The organism is Thalassobacillus devorans MSP14, assembly GCF_000496835.1.
Classification (GTDB): Bacteria; Bacillota; Bacilli; order Bacillales; family Halobacillaceae; genus Thalassobacillus; species Thalassobacillus devorans_B.
This window is the reverse complement of the sequence record NZ_KI543236.1, coordinates 1,712,184-1,730,482: the sequence shown is the minus strand read 5'-3', so window position 1 is coordinate 1,730,482 and position 18,299 is coordinate 1,712,184. Positions and strand designations below refer to the sequence as shown.

The window sequence follows — 18,299 nt, the reverse complement described above, 5'->3', positions numbered from 1 at the left end:
AGTCAATCACTCATGAATCAACGTGTATTTCATGTATTAGAATATAAAAAAATAGTTGATCAACTAGCAGAATATGCAGCTTCTTCACTCGGTAAGGCGAAAGCTGCCGCATTAAAGCCATCCACTGATTTTGAAGAAGTAGTCCGTTGGCAAAACGAGACAGATGAAGCTGCCCAAGTGATCCGGTTACATGGCAATGTCCCACTCGGCGGTATCTTTGATATTAAACCTGGCATTAAGCGGACTACCATCGGCGGCGTGTTAAGCCCATCAGAATGTCTGGATATCGCTTCTACCATATACGGCGGAAAACAGATGAAAAGATTCATCGACCAAATGGAAGAGCCGGTGGTCCCTATCCTGCGTGATTTAGTAGAAGGGATTGTCCCCCTGAATGAATTAGAACGGCTAATCCGTACGTGTATTGATGACAACGGTCACGTTATGGATGGTGCGTCGGATAAACTCCGGACGATCCGCTCTCGCGTCCGTACCTATGAAAGCAGAGTACGGGATAAAATGGACAATTATACGAAGTCGAAAAGTAAAATGTTATCGGATGCTATTGTGACGATTCGTAATGACAGATATGTACTTCCAGTAAAGCAGGAGTACCGTGGTGCGATCGGGGGGATCGTGCATGACCAATCAGCTTCCGGTGCTACGTTGTTCATAGAACCCCAGGCTATCGTGGACTTGAATAATCAACTTCAAGAAGCAAAAGTTCAGGAAAAACATGAAATTGAACGGATTTTAAAAGTATTATCAGAGGCAATAGCTTCAGACGAATCTTTCCTTTACCAAAATGTTGAACTTCTCGAAAAAATAGATTTTATGTTTGCAAGAGCCAAGCTTGGACAATCCATGAAAGCAGCCATGCCTGCTATGAATGACCGTGGAATCATTAAAATGAAACAAGCGAGGCATCCGTTAATCGATCAGGAAGAAGTAGTAGCAAATGATATCGAACTTGGTGAATCTTTTACTTCTATTGTTATCACTGGTCCTAATACGGGCGGGAAAACAGTGACATTGAAACTGGTCGGCCTATGTACGTTGATGGCTCAATCCGGACTTCAGATCCCTGCTTTAGATGGTGTGGAGATGGCAGTGTTTGAAAATGTCTTTGCGGATATTGGAGATGAACAATCAATCGAACAGAACCTGAGTACTTTCTCTTCCCATATGACTAATATTGTAGATATTCTCCAACACGTCAACGACAAAACCTTGGTGCTATTTGATGAACTGGGAGCCGGTACAGATCCGCAAGAAGGAGCAGCACTCGCTATGTCTATTTTAGATGAAGTAGTCCAAAGAGATGCCAGAGTAATTGCTACCACTCACTACCCTGAATTGAAAGCATATGGCTATAACCGGGAAGGTGTCATCAATGCATCGGTGGAATTCGATATACAAACGCTGCAGCCTACTTACCGATTATTAATCGGAGTTCCAGGGCGAAGCAATGCGTTTGAGATTTCAAGACGATTAGGATTGGATGAACACGTAATTGAAACTGCGAAAGGCCATATTGGCAGTGATTCAAAAAGTGTGGAAAGTATGATTGCTTCCCTGGAAGAATCCACAAGAGGAGCTGACCGGGATTATGAAGAAGCGGAGAAGATATTAGAGCAGGCCCAGGAGCTTCACAGTGAATTAGAAGATAAGTGGAAAAAGTTCGAGGGTAAGCGGGAACAACTTTATCAGCGTGCGGAACAGAAGGCTGAAAAGGCTATAGAGAAGGCTAAAAGGGAAGCTGAAGAAATTGTAAAAGAACTGCGTAACCGGAAACAGCAGGCAGATTTCAAGGAACATGAATGGATTGAAGCGCGTAAGACGTTAGAAGAAGCACGCCCTGAGCTTGCTGAAAAAAAACAAGAACAAAAAAAACCAGGAAGCACAAGTAAACGTGAGTTGAAGGCTGGAGACGAAGTCAAGCTGCTTTCCCTGAATCAGAACGGTACAGTTATTGATGTTATAAGTCAAAATGAGTTTCAAGTCCAGGTTGGGATAATGAAAGTGAAGGCTAAGCGGAAAGATTTAGAATTTATTAAATCTGAACAGCCTTTGAAGGAAAAACCAATGGCAACCGTAAAAGGTAAAGGCTATCATGTCAAAACGGAGTTGGATTTACGTGGAGAAAGATATGAAGAAGCATTAACCCGCTTAGAAAAATATATTGATGATGCCATATTGGCGGGATACCCCAGAGTTTCCATCATTCATGGCAAAGGTACAGGCGCCCTAAGAAATGGCGTGAAAAGTTTTGCGGACAACCATCCTGCTATCAAGTCACACCGATCCGGCGGCATGAACGAAGGCGGGGGTGGAGTTACTGTGTTAGAATTAGCTTGAGAGACTGGGGGGAGAGAGTGTAAATGAATAGCTTTTGGGAGCACCCTTTAATTGAAACTGCAGCAAGGTACAGTGTTGTTATTTTATGTTTGGTTATATTTATGGCAGTTTTTGAACTGGTGACCAGGTATAACAACTGGAAGGAAATTAAAGACGGGAATTTAGCTGTAGCCATGGCAACAGGTGGAAAAATATTCGGTATTGCCAATATTTTTCGTTACTCTATTGAACACAATGATTCCTTATTGCAAACTATGGGGTGGGGATTATATGGTTTCTTTTTACTCTTGAGCGGCTACTTCATTTATGAATTTCTTACCCCTAATTTCAAAATAGATGCGGAAATAGAAAATGATAACCGGGCTGTGGGTTTTATTTCTTTAGTTATATCCGTAGGTCTTTCTTTTGTTATAGGTGCAAATATCATCTAAGGGGCGAATAATCAGCATGGAAACATTAGCGAAGGTGCTGGGTGTAGTCTCAGCGCTATTTATTATTGTCGGTGTAATTTTTATTATCATGAATTGACAAAAGACAGGTTTCAAAGTCCGTCTTTTGTCCTTTTTTTAATACTATATACCCAGGCTGTTTTCTTCGAATTTTCAAATAATAATTCTTTTTATGGGCATAAATCGTTATAATAAGTATAAGCGAGATAAAGGGAGGAATTCTGATGACAGAAAAATTTGAGAGACCTTGGCATCGTCATTACCCAGAAGAAATTCCCGCTACCTTAGATTATGACAGAAAAGCCCTGCACCAATTTTTATATGAAGCAGCTGATTTATACCCGGAAAAGAAAGCGCTTCATTTTATGGGGAAAGAAATGACCTTTGAGGAACTTTTACAGCAGACAGAGAAATTTGCCGCTTATATGCAAAAACTGGGTGTAGAAAAAGGAGATAGGGTGGCTATCATGCTCCCTAACAGCCCGCAGTCAGTAATAGCTTATTATGGCATATTAATGGCTGGAGGGGTTGTCGTCCAAACCAATCCCCTATATATGGAAAGGGAACTGGAATATCAGTTGAATGATTCTGGAGCAAAAATGATCGTGTGCCTGGATATCCTTTATCCTAAAGTAAGCAATGTCAAAGGGAATACTGATGTAGAACATGTAATTATCACAGGCATCAAGGACTACCTTCCTTTTCCTAAAAACCGAATCTACCCTTTTATACAAAAACGTCAATATAAACTGGTAGTAAATCCGGAACAAACACATGATACGCATCTTTGGGAGTATATTTTCCATTCTTCCGTCGACACCGTGACCCCTGTGGATATCGATCCTGCCGATGATCTTGCTTTATTACAATATACAGGAGGAACAACCGGTTATCCAAAAGGGGTAATGCTGACTCATTTGAATTTGGTGGCAAATACTCAAATGTCAATGCATTGGCTGTATAAATGTAAAAAAGGGGAGGAGATAGTACTCGGCGTTCTCCCATTCTTCCATGTTTATGGCATGACAGCTGTCATGAATCTATCAATAATGATGGGATCAAAAATGATTCTTCTGCCTAAATTCGATGCAGGGGAAGTCTTGAAAACAATCGATAAGCAAAAACCAACATTGTTTCCGGGAGCACCGACTATCTATATTGCATTATTGAATCACCCTGCTTTAAAAAAGTATGATTTATCATCGATTGAAGCTTGTATCAGTGGCTCAGCCCCCTTACCAATAGAAGTTCAGGAGCGGTTTGAACGGGTTACAGGAGGAAAATTGGTAGAAGGGTATGGGCTTACAGAAACATCACCGGTCACCCATTCTAATTTTGTGTGGGATCGGAGAGTAAATGGCAGTATCGGCGTCCCTTGGCCTGATACAGATGCGAAGATATTCAGAATGGAAAGTGGTGAAGAAGCAGAGTTTGAGGAAGTTGGGGAAATTGCAGTGAAAGGTCCTCAGGTAATGAAAGGGTACTGGGGACGAAAAGAAGAAACTGACCAGGTACTGGATGCTGAAGGCTGGTTCCGTACCGGAGATTTGGGATATATGAATGAAGAAGGATACTTTTATGTAGTAGACAGGAAAAAAGATATGATAATTGCCGGTGGCTTCAATATTTATCCGAGAGAAGTAGAAGAAGTGCTATATGAACATGAGGCAGTCCAGGAAGCTGTAGTAGTAGGTATTCCAGACCCTTACCGGGGTGAAACGGTTAAAGCATTTATCGTTAAAAGGGAAGATTCTTCGGTGACTGAGCAGGAATTGAATGATTTTTGTCGAAAACATATGGCAGCATATAAAGTACCGAGGGTTTATGAATTCAGAAACGAGCTTCCCAAAACAGCGGTAGGTAAAATTTTGCGCAGAACTCTCATTGAAGAAGAGAAAAACAAACAGGGTACAGGAAGTACGGAACCCGTATAACCTGGTGAGGCTTGTCTTCTTCTTTTTATTGACAGGAACAAGATAGGGATGTAGAATGATAGATGAATGACCATTCATTCATTTTCAGAAGAGATAAGGCAGGAGATTGCAGTGAAAAAAAATAAGCCGAAATATACCCAAATCATAGATGCAGCTGTCAAAGTGATTGCTGAAAATGGATACCATTCCTCGCAGGTTTCAAAGATTGCAAAACAAGCAGGGGTGGCAGATGGTACCATTTATTTGTACTTTAAAAATAAAGAAGATATATTAGTATCCTTATTCCAGCAGAAGATGGGGAATTTCATAGAAAAAATTGAAGAAGAAACCAATTCGCAGCAGACAGCGGTTGAAAAGTTACTGAAGTTGATTGAAATGCATTTTAAGCAGCTTACAGCAGACCATCATCTTGCTATCGTCACCCAGTTGGAGTTAAGGCAATCGAATAAGGATTTACGGTTGAAGATTAATGAAGTTTTAAAAAGGTATTTGACCGTTATTGATCAGATAATAGAAGAGGGAATCCAGGATGAAATTTTCCGTAATGATATTGACGCACGTCTGGTCCGTCAGATGATTTTCGGAACCTTGGATGAAGCAGTCACCAACTGGGTGATGAAAGAACAGCATTACGATTTAGTTGACCAGGCCGGGGCGGTCCATGATTTGATCGTCCGAGGCTTGACATATAGAACTTAGCAAGGGGAGGTAGTGGTTTGGGGAACATAACCTATCATGTAGAAAATCATGTAGCTACACTTACATTACAAAGTCCGCCTGCAAATGCGTTATCCACATCCTTGTTGGAGGCTCTTTCAGACAGATTGGATGAAGTAGAAGAGGATAGCAGCATCAAAGCGATCATTTTGAAGGGGGAAGGCAAATTCTTCTCAGCAGGAGCTGATATTAAAGAATTTACTTCACTGCAAAATGAATCCGATTACACAAGTCTTTCCAAAAAAGGCCAGGCTCTGTTTAATCGGGTAGAAAAATTTCACATCCCAATCATTGCTGCTATTCATGGGGCTGCACTGGGTGGTGGATTGGAACTGGCAATGGCATGCCATATTCGCTATGCAGCTGATCATGCAAAGTTCGGGCTGCCTGAACTGAACCTGGGTATCATCCCTGGTTTTGCCGGGACCCAGAGGCTCCCTGCTTATGTTGGTGCAGCCAAAGCATATGAAATGATGTTATCCGGTATTCCTATTACCGGGGAAGAAGCTGTGCAGGCAGGTCTGGTAAATAAAAGTTTTCCAGAAGAAGAATTGTTTACAGCTGCTGAAAAGTTAGCAAGTACAATTGCAGAAAAGAGTGGACCGACAATTCGTCAGGTGATGGAACTGGTCACTTATACCCGAAGTTCCAGGTTTGAAGAAGGAGTCTTGGCAGAGGCAGAAGCTTTTGGGGAAGCATTTGGCACGAAGGATGCCAAAGAAGGTATCAAGGCATTTATGGAGAAAAGAAAACCTGAATTTAACGATCAATAGTCTGGGAGGTTTTTGTATGAACATTTATGTGTTATTGAAACGAACATTTGATACGGAAGAAAAGATCACCATCAGTGATGCACGTATTGAAGAGGAAGGCGCCGAATTTATCATTAACCCATATGATGAATATGCAGTAGAAGAAGCGATCAACCTCCGTGATGAACATGGTGGTGAAGTCACGGTTGTCACCATTGGTGAGGAGGAATCAGAAAAACAATTGCGTACTGCGCTTGCTATGGGAGCAGATAAAGCAGTACTTATCAATACAGAAGATGATTTAGAGGATGGCGATCAATATACTACGGTTAAAATCCTGGAAGCTTTCTTTGAAGATAAAGATGTCGATCTCATCCTTGCCGGGAATGTCGCTATCGATGAAGCGAGCGGCCAAGTTGGTCCTCGTCTGGCTGAACGATTGGATATCCCTTATGTTACGACGATTACTGCCATTACGATAGATGGTGAATCCGTGCATATCGAACGGGACGTGGAAGGCGACGTGGAAAAGGTAGATTCTTCCCTTCCATTACTCGTTACCTGCCAGCAAGGGCTGAACGAGCCACGCTATCCATCATTGCCTGGAATCATGAAGGCTAAGAAAAAACCATTGGAAGAATTAGAACTTGATGATCTCGATCTTGATGAAGATGACGTAGAACCTAAAACGAAAACAGTGGATATTTTCCTTCCACCTGAGAAAGAAGCAGGTAAAGTGCTGGAGGGCGAAATTGACGATCAAGTGAAAGAACTTGTTTCCTTATTGAGAAACGAAGCGAAGGTACTATAAATATATAGGAGTTACCGGGAAAGGAGAATCGTTTATGGGTAAGAAAATGCTAGTGATTGGGGAAGCACGTGAAGGCGCTTTACGTAACGTAACGTTCGAAGCCATCGCGGCTGCTAAACAAATTAGTCCAGATGGAGAAGTGGTAGGAGTTTTATGCGGTGAAGGTGACCTGACTGAACAAGGAAATGAAATGGTCTATCATGGTGCAGATCGTGTCATCACTGTTTCAGACGAAAAATTGAAAACGTATACATCTGAAGGATACGGGCAAGCGATCAAAGCGGTGGTTGATGATGAAAGTCCTGAAGGAATCGTTATGGGACATACAGCTGTAGGGAAAGATTTGACACCTAAGCTCGCAAGCAAGTTAGAAACTGGGTTGATTTCAGATGCCACTGAAGTGAGCAATGAAGGTGGAAATGTCATCTTCACTCGACCTATATACTCTGGTAAAGCTTTTGAAAAGAAAATCATTACAGACGGAATTATTTTTGTTACGATTCGACCGAATAACATTCCTGCACTTGAGCGGGATGATACCCGGTCTGGGGAAATCACTTCCAGAAGTGTTGAAATAGCAGATCTTCGTACAATCATTAAAGATATCGTCCGTAAAGGGTCGGAGGGTGTCGACTTATCAGAATCAAAAGTGATTGTAGCAGGTGGGCGCGGAGTTAAAAGTGCTGAAGGCTTCGAGCCATTAGAAAAGCTGGCTGAAGTGTTAGGAGGAGCAGTTGGTGCATCGCGTGGTGCTTGTGATGCAGGGTACTGTGATTATTCCCTTCAAATTGGCCAGACAGGTAAAGTAGTTACACCCGATTTATATATTGCAGCCGGCATTTCCGGAGCTATCCAGCACCTGGCAGGGATGTCCAACTCGAAGGTGATTGTCGCGATCAACAAAGACCCGGAAGCTAATATTTTCAATGTAGCTGATTATGGTATTGTCGGTGATCTCTTTGAAGTAGTGCCGAAGTTGATTGAAGAAATCAAACAAATTAAAGTGAACGCTTAATAGAAAGTTACCGGAGCAAATTTTTATGCTCCGGTATTTTAGTGCATAAGAGCAGCTGGTTTGTGGTATAAACAAAGTATTAGCCACTAATTTTAGGACATGATATACTCTATCTATGTTAAAAAAGATTGTTCGAGGAGGAATTTTTAATGGCAATTGTAACTGCAACTGATCAAAACTTTACAGAGCATACGAATGAAGGTCTAGCACTAGTCGATTTTTGGGCACCTTGGTGTGGACCTTGTAAAATGATTGCTCCTGTTCTTGAAGAAATTGATGACGAAATGAGCGATCAAGTGAAGATTGTGAAGCTGGATGTGGACGAAAACCAGGAGACTGCCAGCAAATATGGAGTAATGAGCATCCCGACGCTACTTCTTTTTAAAGATGGAAAAGTTGTGGATCAAGTAATCGGCTTCCAGCCAAAAGAAGCACTTACTGACCTTATCAACAAACACGCTTAATTATAATGAACCTTGTATATACTAAGCCACGTTACATTAAGTAGCGTGGTTTTTTTATTCGGAATAGCTCATGATGCTGTTTATACATGGCAGAATATGATAAATTTATCATACACCCGTAGATGGGAGGGGAGTGGTTATGAACCAGCAAATCCAGGAGAAATTAGCTGTCCTTCCTGACCAGCCAGGCTGTTACCTTATGAAAGATAAAAATGACACGATTATATATGTAGGAAAATCAAAAGTGTTAAAAAATCGAGTTCGCTCTTACTTTAGAGGAGCTCATGACGGAAAAACACAGCGTCTGGTTCAGGAAATCGTAGACTTTGAATATATTGTCACAACCTCAGAAATAGAAGCACTGATTCTGGAAATGAATCTTATCAAAAAATATGACCCTAAATACAATGTGCTGTTGAAAGATGATAAAACCTATCCTTATTTAAAGATTACAGCAGAAAAGCAGCCACGTTTGATTGTTACACGAAAAATCAAAAAGGATAAGGGGAAATATTTCGGCCCTTATCCTAACGTATTAGCAGCACGTGAAACTAAGAAGCTGCTGGATAGACTGTACCCTTTAAGAAAATGTAATACCATGCCCGATAGGGTTTGTTTGTACTATCACATGCATCAGTGTCTTGGGCCTTGTGAATATCCTGTTTCTCAGGAAACGAACCAAAATATTGTCCAAAATATTACTTCTTTTTTGAACGGCGGGCATAAAGAGATCAAAAAAGATCTTAAGAAAAAGATGTATCAGGCATCCGAGGACCTGGATTTTGAGCGGGCAAAAGAGCTGCGGGATCAAATCGAACATATTGAGTCTGTAATGGAGCAGCAGAAAATGACCCTGAATGACCAGGTTGATCGGGATGTGTTCGGCTATGCTTATGATAAAGGGTGGATGTGTGTCCAGGTCTTCTTTGTAAGACAAGGTAAACTGATCGAACGTGATATTGCCCTGTTTCCTTTCTTTGATGATCCGGAAGAAACGTTTTTATCCTATATCGGACGTTTTTACCTTCATCAGAATCATCCTTACCCTAAACAAGTGCTGGTACCAGTTGCTACAAATATCGATTTACTGGAAGGTGTATTGGACACGAAAGTCCATATTCCTATGAGGGGCCGTAAAAAAGAGCTGGTGGAGCTGGCGATGAAAAATGCAGAAATAGCTTTGGATGAGAAGTTCGCACTGATCGAACAGGATGAGGAGCGTACGATTAAAGCTGTAGAAAAACTGGGTGAAAAACTTCATGTTGAAACGCCAAGACGAATTGAGGCATTCGATAATTCCAACATACAGGGAACGGATCCTGTATCTGCTATGGTTGTGTTCATTGACGGCAAACCTCAAAAGAAAGAATATCGCAAGTATAAAATCAGGAATGTTAAAGGACCGGATGATTATGACACGATGAGGGAAGTAATCCGCCGGAGATATTCCAGAGTATTAAAAGAAGGAGCACCTTTACCTGATCTGATTGTAGTCGATGGGGCTAAAGGTCAAATGAGTGCTGCTATGGATGTGCTGGAAAATGAACTCGGTTTAGATATCCCCCTTTGTGGACTTGCTAAGGATGATAAGCATAAAACCAGTGAATTATTGTATGGGGAACCGCCACAGGTAGTAGAATTAGACAGAAAATCTCAAGTGTTTTATCTGATTCAGAGGATTCAGGATGAAGTCCACCGGTTTGCAATCACATTCCACCGGCAGTTACGAGGAAAAGGGGCCATACAATCAGAATTAGATGAAATTCAGGGTGTCGGCCAAAAACGAAGAAGACTGTTATTGCGTCATTTCAAATCAGTAGCAGAAATCCGGAATGCGAAACCCGAAGATATCACGAAGCTGGGTATTCCATTACCGGTCGCAAAAACGATAGTGGAACAACTAAATCAAAAACAAGAAAAGGAGCCAGCGGAAGAATAAGCTGGCTCTTTTATTTATGTATGCATCACTGTAAATGTAACCCGGTGCTTCTTTTCATCAATTTCTTCAAAACATTCTCCATTCACATTTTGGGTAAGCGTAATTGCCTCAGCTAGAAAACCTGCTTCCATCCTGAAGTCTATTTCAAGTAATGGGTTTTGTAATCTTTTTTCTAACACATGGCCACTAAGTTCAAAACGGGTCTCTTTCTTTTTTTCTTGTAAAATAGACAAGGAACCCCAGCCCAATTGCTGGAAAAATTGGATGATGTCATCTAATGTGGTCATTTCGCTTTTTCTGGCCAGGTTTTTCCCCATGTAATAAAGAAGAAAAGGTGCTTCTTTCCCCAATAAGTCTGGAAGTGTATAGTACCTGAGCAAGTCATAACCTGCTCCTGTATGTACAAGCGACTGTAATTGATCCAGGTTGATCTTGGTTGTGTTTCCCCTCATATTTGGTCATTCCTTTCTACATGATTCATTATTACTTGATTTGGATCGTAGTGCAACCAAAATCGAATGATTTAGTTATTTTTAATTAATCTTTTCTTTCGCTAAATTATTAAGTTGGCTTCTTGACGCTCTCACCTGATAGAAGTACAATAAATATGTCACTTTTTGTACATTTATCAACAAAATACGCGAAGCGGGGCTTACACCCCCATTATTTTTTATACTTTCCCACTACTGCTTTAACATGGAAAAGTGTAAATGGGGGGATTGCGGCCTGTTTCATGCGTATGCTTTAATTTGTTCGTGCGCTTTGTAAAGCGCTTTTATAATGGATGGGTGTTTCCATATAGAGAAGTTACAAAACCTTTTGTAGTTAAGGAAGCGCTGTCTTCGGGCTTTTCTAATTTCAGATACCTGTTGAGGCGCCACCGTTATATTACAGGTTGACATGCTTCTGATATGGAACCTCAGCCATGGTGATAATGTACATATAACCAACTATTCATTTAACTTGAGGGGGGTAAAACATGGCGGGAAATCGCGACTATATTAACAGAAGAATCCACTCTTTACTTGGGGTCCTTCCCATCGGGATCTTTTTGATCCAGCACTTGACGGTTAACTTTTTTGCTACACGAGGTCCAGAAGCATTTAATGCAGCAGCACATTTTATGGAAAGTTTGCCATATCGGTATGTACTTGAATTATTCATCATTTTCCTACCGATCCTTTTCCATGGAATCTACGGGGTGTATATTGCATTCACGGCAAAGCACAATGTATCCAATTATGGATATTTCCGTAACTGGATGTTTATGCTCCAGCGTTATACTGGAGTAATCACCTTGATTTTCATCGCATGGCATGTGTGGGAAACTCGAATAGCTATTGGTTTGGGCTGGGTAGACCTTAATTACCAATTGATGGAGAACATTTTGACTAATCCATTCTTCTTCTGGTTCTATGTAGTGGGTGTCGTATCAACAACTTTCCACTTTGCAAATGGACTTTGGTCTTTCTTTGTCAGCTGGGGAATTACGATGACACCGAGATCTCAACGTATCATGACTTATGCAAGTATCATTGTTTTCTTGGCTGTTTCCTATGTAGGCGTTCGCACGCTTTTCACATTCGCCTACGGGGTTTAAATTTAACATAACGTAATTAGATAGAAATGATAGTACTTAGAGGGAGTGAGTTTTAAAAATGAGCGATCGAAATATAGTTATTGTCGGCGGTGGCCTGGCTGGTTTGATGGCAACCATCAAAGCTGCGGAGGCAGGCGTTCACGTCGATTTGCTTTCCATTGTACCTGTAAAACGTTCTCACTCTGTTTGTGCGCAAGGCGGTATTAATGGAGCCGTAAATACTAAAGGTGAAGGTGATTCCCCGTGGGAACACTTTGATGATACTGTATATGGCGGGGACTTCCTTGCCAATCAGCCTCCAGTTAAAGCGATGACTGACGCAGCTCCTGGCATAATCCATCTATTGGATCGTATGGGAGTGATGTTCAACAGAACCCCTGAAGGGCTGTTAGACTTCCGCCGTTTCGGTGGCACTCAGCATCACCGTACGGCATTTGCCGGCGCAACAACAGGACAACAATTGCTTTACGCATTAGACGAACAAGTCCGACGCCATGAGGTGAACGGATTAGTTACTAAATATGAAGGCTGGGAATTCATCTCGGCTATTATTGATGAAGAAGGTACAGGGCGGGGAGTCGTTGCTCAAAACCTTCACACTCATGAAGTAAAAGCATTTAAATCTGATGCAATAATCATGGCAAGCGGCGGACCGGGAATCATCTTCGGGAAGTCAACCAACTCTGTTATAAATACCGGGTCTGCTGCAGGTGCGCTTTATCGACAAGGGGTAAAGTACGCTAATGGCGAATTTATCCAAATTCACCCAACAGCCATCCCTGGTGATGACAAGCTTCGTTTGATGAGTGAATCCGCTCGTGGTGAAGGTGGCCGTGTCTGGACTTATAAGGACGGCGAGCCTTGGTATTTCCTTGAAGAAAAATATCCGGCCTACGGAAATCTTGTTCCTCGTGACATTGCGACACGGGAAATTTTTGATGTATGTGTTAATCAGAAGTTAGGAATCAATGGCGAGAACATGGTATATCTGGATCTTTCTCATAAAGATGCGGAATTCCTGGACGTCAAACTGGGCGGTATCATCGAGATTTATGAAAAATTCGTCGGTGAAGATCCTCGTAAAGTTCCTATGAAAATCTTCCCTGCCGTTCACTATTCTATGGGTGGCATGTGGGTCGATTTTGATCAGATGACCAACATTCCTGGAATCTTTGCAGCTGGTGAATGCGATTATTCCCAGCACGGTGCTAACCGTCTTGGTGCCAATTCGTTACTTTCTGCCATCTATGGCGGAATGGTAGCCGGCCCAAATGCTGTAAAATACATCGATGGCCTGGAGAAAACGTATGAAGATATTGATGAGAGTGTATTTGAAAAGCAATTGCAGCTGGAAAAAGAGAACTTTGAAAAGATCCTGAAAATGGATGGAGACGAGAACGCTTACCAGCTTCATAAAGAACTTGGAGAATGGATGACTGATAATGTAACAGTTGTCCGTGACAATGCTAAATTGCTGGAGACAGATAAGAAAATACAGGAACTTATGGAACGCTATGAGCGTATTAACGTCAATGATACGTCCCGTTGGAGCAATCAGGGTGCAATGTTCATCCGCCAGTTACAAAATATGCTGCAATTAGCACGAGTAATGACGCTTGGGGCATATAACCGTAACGAAAGCCGAGGAGCGCATTACAAGCCTGAATTCCCGGAACGTAATGATGAAGAATGGCTAAAAACAACAATTGCAACTTACGATAAGGCTGAAAACAAACCTGTTTTCACTTATGAGGATGTTGATACATCCTTGATCAAGCCTCGTAAGCGCGATTATTCAAAAAGCAAAGGGGGTAAATGATCATGAGTGAAGAGAAAAAAATAACACTCATTATCGAACGTCAAGACAGTCCTGATTCTGCCCCATATGAAGAAACATTCGAAGTCCCATATCGTGAAAATATGAACGTTATTTCTGCGTTGATGGAAATTCGACGTAATCCTGTTAATGCTAAAGGGGAGGCAACAACACCAGTATTTTGGGATATGAACTGTCTTGAGGAAGTGTGTGGTGCTTGTTCCATGATTATCAATGGAAAGGCACGCCAATCCTGTACAGCATTAGTCGATCAGCTGGAACAGCCGATTCGCCTTGCTCCGATGAGCACCTTCCCTATTACCAGAGACCTGGCTGTGGACCGCAGCAGGATGTTTGATTCCTTAAAACGCGTCAAAGCATGGGTGCCAATTGATGGGACATATGATCTGGGGCCCGGCCCTCGAATGGCGGAGAGCAAGCGTCAATGGGCTTACGAATTATCCAAGTGTATGACATGTGGTGTCTGCTTGGAAGCATGCCCGAATGTAAATAGTAAGTCAGATTTTATTGGACCTGCTGCTATGTCACAAGTTCGTTTATTCAACTCCCATCCAACTGGCGAAATGAATAAGAGTGAACGTCTGCAGTCAGTTATGGGAGATGGAGGAATCATGGGTTGCGGAAATGCACAAAACTGTGTGCAATCCTGTCCGAAAGGGATTCCGTTGACCACCTCTCTGGCAGCAATTTACCGCGATACTGCTATTGAATCGTTCAAAAGCTTTTTCGGCAGCGACAATAAGCTGTAATCATACGCTTATCCCATTTCAAAGAGCCTCGCCTATTATGGAGAGGCTCTTTTGTTACATAACAACAACATAACCTGAATGGAGGAAGTATCAATGAAAAGAACGGCATACATCCATGACTTTGAGAAGTGGAGAAAGGGGTTTCAATTTAATATTCAAGTACATATCCGCTTTTCTGAAACCGATCAATTCGGCCACATGAACAATACAGTTCCTTTTATATATTTTGAAGAAGCGCGCATTGAGTTTATGAAGCACTTAGGTTTTGTTATCCATAAGGATAAAGCGCCAAAAGCAGTGCCGGTGGTCGCAGACATTCAATGTGATTTTCATAGGCAATTATTTTTTGATGAAAAGCTGGATATTTATGTGAAAGCTGATGAAATCGGAAATACTTCCTTTGACCTTCATTACCTGGCAGTCAATCAGGACGGTGATATAGCACTAACCGGACGGGGAAGGCTTGTGCAGGTCGACTCTACGACAGGGAAACCAGTACCTCTTGATGAATCCTTTAAAGTAAAGCTGGCAACTCAATCGACTGCTTGTATTTGACAGCGAAAAATCTTCTGTGATTTTGTATAATATAGAGGTCAGCTATTGCATGCTGACTTCTTTTTATCATAAAAGTGCACCGAAGGGAGTGAGGAGCAGCGTGGGGATGTTCAGCAAGAAAAGTATATTCATAGGTTTATTTTTTGTTTTGTCAGCTTGTTACTTGTTCTATATTTCCTTGGCTTATCCCTACATAGGAATAGAAGTAGAGGAAAAGGCTGGAAAAATAACAGTTGTAAAGTTAGAAAAGCAGGGATGGGCGATCAACAACCAGGTACCACTTGGTAGTAGTGTCACTTCTATCGACGGTAAGCCTCCACTTGAACACTTCTCTGTACCCTTGAATGGTGAAATAGAAAAGGTAAACACATTTACCGTCGAACATCAAGGGCAACGGATACAATATGATAATATCGATGGGGTTAGTCTGCAGCACTGGCTTCTTTACATCATCTTGCCCGTGTTGTTCTTTTTAGTGATATCAGGGATTGCCTATTTCCTTTATGCAAAAGGAAAACAACAGCATTCTTCTCGTCTGTTGATATTATTTTTTTTGACGATTGCGCTTGGCTATATGACCAATAGTGGGGCGATTCGTGATGATCTATATGCTTCTTTTCTTAATGTAGCTATGTTTCTTTTTGCCCCGGTAATTCTGATTCATTTCTTATATGAATACTTTAATGAATTCGATGTAAAATGGTTTCCCCGCTTAGTCTATCGACTGTTATATTGTATTGTAGCTATGATATCTTCCGCGGAAGCGTATTTTTTGATGACCCTATACTATCCAGCATTTATGGACAGGTTTCCCGCTATCTTTTTATTCTTTTTGATTCTATTTTCACTTGGGTTGATCCTTTATGGGTACTTCAAATACAGGGCGACCCGTTATGGTCCGATGTTCAAGTACTTAAACCTTGGGATGAGCATCGCTTTTTTGCCTTATCTTTTATTTTATCTGATACCGGGATTGCTTATAAATGAGCATATTATTCCGTTGGATGTTGCCGCTATGTTTGCTTTTGCCTTACCGGTTACGTTTGTATATTTGATCACCCGACAGCGATTAATGGATATTACATTTGTTATGGGGAGGGTAAGGTACTACACGATTATCAGCTTTTTGCCCAGTATTACCATATTAGTAGTTGGAGCTTTGCTGGTAGACCCTCTACTCCCTGCAATCACACTTGTACAGTTATATTTATTCATCCATGTCGTTTTTATCATTTTTTTATCTTTGAAAGAGAGTCTCGACTTTCGCTTACAGCGCAGACTGATTGCAGCCAAATACAGTTATCAGGATAGTATGCATCGGCTGTCACAGGATATGAAAAAGGAAACGAATGTAGTAGACCTGTTGAAACGTTTACGTTATGAAATTAAAAACGTATTGAATATAAGAGAAGTTTATGTATTTTCAAAGAATTTGAAGAAACAGATGTATTGTGTATATAAAGATGTTCCCGAAGGTGTATTTGAGCATGTCGATGCTCATTTGAAAAACTCGACTGCTGAAATAGGAAAAATATTGGAAACCAATGATGGATTTGGGATGGTGGTCGGTCATTCATTGAATAAAATGACCATACTGTGGTGTACAGGAAAGAGAGATTTTACATCCTTGAATCGAGATGAAAGAACATACCTTCAAACTATTGCACACAATACAAATATTGCGCTTGAGAACTTATCGTTGATAGAAGATCTGGTGAAAGAACTAAAAGCATTGAAAAATGATCAAACCCAGCAATATCCAACGTGGCTGTCACGTCTGCTCTTCACGATAGCAGAAAACCAAAGGAAGCAACTATCCATTGACCTACATGATACCGTACTTCAAGAGCAATTATACTTGTATAGGAAAGTGGATGATTTATTACAACATCGGCCGAATTTATCTGAAACCTTGAAAACCGAATTGAATATGTTTAAAGAATCATTACTAGACAGCATTCATTTGATCAGAGAAACTTGTAATGAATTACGTCCTGCATTCATTGAGGAATTAGGATTGGTTCAGTCGCTCCGGAATATGATTCAGCAATACCAATTACGATCAAATTTTACAGTTTATTTTGATGATCGCTGGTTTGACGCAGAACTGGATCAGGAGAGAATCCTGGCAATCTATAGAATTGTACAGGAACTACTTTCCAATGCAATGAAACACTCAGATGCAAAAATTGTAAGATTACACTTATATAGTGACGATAGTAACATTCATTTACATTATGCTGATAATGGGATAGGGATGGATTATTCTGTACAAAAAGATCTTTTTTCTCATTTCGGTCTGTCAGGAATTGAGCAAAGGATCAATGGCTTTTTCGGTGAAATGCATGTGGAAACAGCACCTGGGGAAGGTTTCCAGATGCAAATTTCCATCCCGCTTACCGTTAACAAGGGGGTATTAGCATGAAAAAAATATTAATCGTTGACGATCACCCAGCTGTTGGCGAGGGAACAAAAGCCATGTTAGAGCAAGAAGATGATATTCAAGTGGACGTCATTTCTAACAGTGAAAAGACAGGCACCTACCTGAGAGAAAATGAATACAATATCCTCTTGCTTGATCTTTACATGCCGGGTTTGAACGGAGTCGAATTAGCAAAGAAGGTGAGGCGCAGCTTTCCCGATATCATCATTTTGATTTATACAGGTTTTGATTTGAGCACTCATTTTAATATGCTGGTTGAAGCTGATATTTCTGGATTTGTCAGTAAAACAGCAAGCAAGGAAGAATTGGTTACGGTCATTCGGTGTGCATTACGCGATGAGGTAGTCATCCCCCTTCATTTATTTAAACAATTACGAAGGACAGAAGCTTGTCCAAGCAATCAGGTTGATTCCCCTGAAGGGGCTGCTATCTCCCTGAATGAAAAAGAGCAATCGATTCTTCAAGAAATCGCAGCCGGTCTGACTAATCGTGAAATCGCACAAAAACTCCATATGTCCCAGCGTAGTGTAGAATATACATTGACTGGAATATTCAATAAACTGAACGTCAGATCACGAACAGAAGCATTATTACAAGCCCAAGATTTAGGATTAATTTCAAAATCTTAATAGAAGCGGAACAGCAGTCAATCTCTCTTCATACGATATTATGACTA

Annotated in this window: 16 protein-coding genes; 15 read left to right on the top strand and 1 reads right to left on the bottom strand. The window is 41.2% G+C overall.

Annotated elements, in window-relative coordinates; genetic code table 11:
- Window positions 1-12: 12 nt before the first annotated feature.
- From P855_RS0109765 to uvrC, 9 genes are all read left to right on the top strand, one after another.
- Window positions 13-2,358 (top strand): endonuclease MutS2, encoded by a 2,346-nt coding sequence (locus P855_RS0109765; protein WP_028783398.1) that lies wholly within the window; start codon window positions 13-15, stop codon window positions 2,356-2,358.
- A 23-nt stretch (window positions 2,359-2,381) separates the two neighbouring features.
- Window positions 2,382-2,789 carry a DUF350 domain-containing protein gene (locus P855_RS0109760; RefSeq protein ID WP_028783397.1) on the top strand — a complete coding sequence of 136 codons (408 nt, stop codon included), beginning with the start codon at window positions 2,382-2,384 and terminating at the stop codon, window positions 2,787-2,789.
- Window positions 2,790-3,031: 242 nt separating this feature from the next.
- Entirely contained in the window at window positions 3,032-4,741 is a 1,710-nt protein-coding gene (locus P855_RS0109755; RefSeq protein ID WP_028783396.1) for an AMP-binding protein, read from the top strand.
- 111 nt (window positions 4,742-4,852) lie between these two features.
- Window positions 4,853-5,440 (top strand): TetR/AcrR family transcriptional regulator, encoded by a 588-nt coding sequence (locus P855_RS0109750; protein WP_028783395.1) that lies wholly within the window; start codon window positions 4,853-4,855, stop codon window positions 5,438-5,440.
- Window positions 5,441-5,457: 17 nt separating this feature from the next.
- On the top strand, window positions 5,458-6,231 hold the full coding sequence (locus P855_RS0109745) for an enoyl-CoA hydratase (RefSeq protein WP_028783394.1): 774 nt from the start codon (window positions 5,458-5,460) through the stop codon (window positions 6,229-6,231).
- A 16-nt stretch (window positions 6,232-6,247) separates the two neighbouring features.
- On the top strand, window positions 6,248-7,021 hold the full coding sequence (locus P855_RS0109740; RefSeq protein ID WP_028783393.1) for an electron transfer flavoprotein subunit beta/FixA family protein: 774 nt from the start codon (window positions 6,248-6,250) through the stop codon (window positions 7,019-7,021).
- A gap of 34 nt (window positions 7,022-7,055) precedes the next feature.
- Window positions 7,056-8,036, top strand: coding sequence for an electron transfer flavoprotein subunit alpha/FixB family protein (locus P855_RS0109735; RefSeq protein WP_028783392.1), 981 nt, complete (start codon window positions 7,056-7,058; stop codon window positions 8,034-8,036).
- A gap of 149 nt (window positions 8,037-8,185) precedes the next feature.
- A complete protein-coding gene (gene trxA / locus P855_RS0109730; protein ID WP_028783391.1) occupies window positions 8,186-8,500 on the top strand; it encodes a thioredoxin in 315 nt (104 codons plus the stop codon).
- Between the two features lie 139 nt (window positions 8,501-8,639).
- A complete protein-coding gene (gene uvrC / locus P855_RS0109725) occupies window positions 8,640-10,439 on the top strand; it encodes an excinuclease ABC subunit UvrC (RefSeq protein ID WP_028783390.1) in 1,800 nt (599 codons plus the stop codon).
- A 14-nt stretch (window positions 10,440-10,453) separates the two neighbouring features.
- On the opposite strand, the gene P855_RS0109720 is transcribed toward uvrC, so the two are convergent.
- Entirely contained in the window at window positions 10,454-10,891 is a 438-nt protein-coding gene (locus tag P855_RS0109720; RefSeq protein WP_028783389.1) for a YslB family protein, read from the bottom strand.
- Between the two features lie 527 nt (window positions 10,892-11,418).
- Between P855_RS0109720 and P855_RS0109715 the strand changes: the two genes are divergently transcribed.
- From P855_RS0109715 to P855_RS0109690, 6 genes are all read left to right on the top strand, one after another.
- Complete coding sequence (locus P855_RS0109715; RefSeq protein WP_028783388.1) at window positions 11,419-12,039, top strand: succinate dehydrogenase cytochrome b558 subunit; 621 nt, start codon at window positions 11,419-11,421, stop codon at window positions 12,037-12,039.
- A 58-nt stretch (window positions 12,040-12,097) separates the two neighbouring features.
- Complete coding sequence (gene sdhA / locus P855_RS0109710) at window positions 12,098-13,858, top strand: succinate dehydrogenase flavoprotein subunit (RefSeq protein ID WP_028783387.1); 1,761 nt, start codon at window positions 12,098-12,100, stop codon at window positions 13,856-13,858.
- Between the two features lie 2 nt (window positions 13,859-13,860).
- Complete coding sequence (gene sdhB / locus P855_RS0109705; RefSeq protein WP_028783386.1) at window positions 13,861-14,625, top strand: succinate dehydrogenase iron-sulfur subunit; 765 nt, start codon at window positions 13,861-13,863, stop codon at window positions 14,623-14,625.
- A gap of 93 nt (window positions 14,626-14,718) precedes the next feature.
- Window positions 14,719-15,180, top strand: a complete 462-nt coding sequence (locus P855_RS0109700; RefSeq protein ID WP_028783385.1) for an acyl-CoA thioesterase — start codon at window positions 14,719-14,721, stop codon at window positions 15,178-15,180.
- A 106-nt stretch (window positions 15,181-15,286) separates the two neighbouring features.
- A complete protein-coding gene (locus P855_RS0109695; RefSeq protein ID WP_028783384.1) occupies window positions 15,287-17,605 on the top strand; it encodes a sensor histidine kinase in 2,319 nt (772 codons plus the stop codon).
- Window positions 17,602-18,252 carry a response regulator transcription factor gene (locus P855_RS0109690; RefSeq protein WP_028783383.1) on the top strand — a complete coding sequence of 217 codons (651 nt, stop codon included), beginning with the start codon at window positions 17,602-17,604 and terminating at the stop codon, window positions 18,250-18,252. The genes P855_RS0109695 and P855_RS0109690 overlap by 4 nt, the downstream gene beginning before the upstream one ends.
- Window positions 18,253-18,299: the final 47 nt, after the last annotated feature.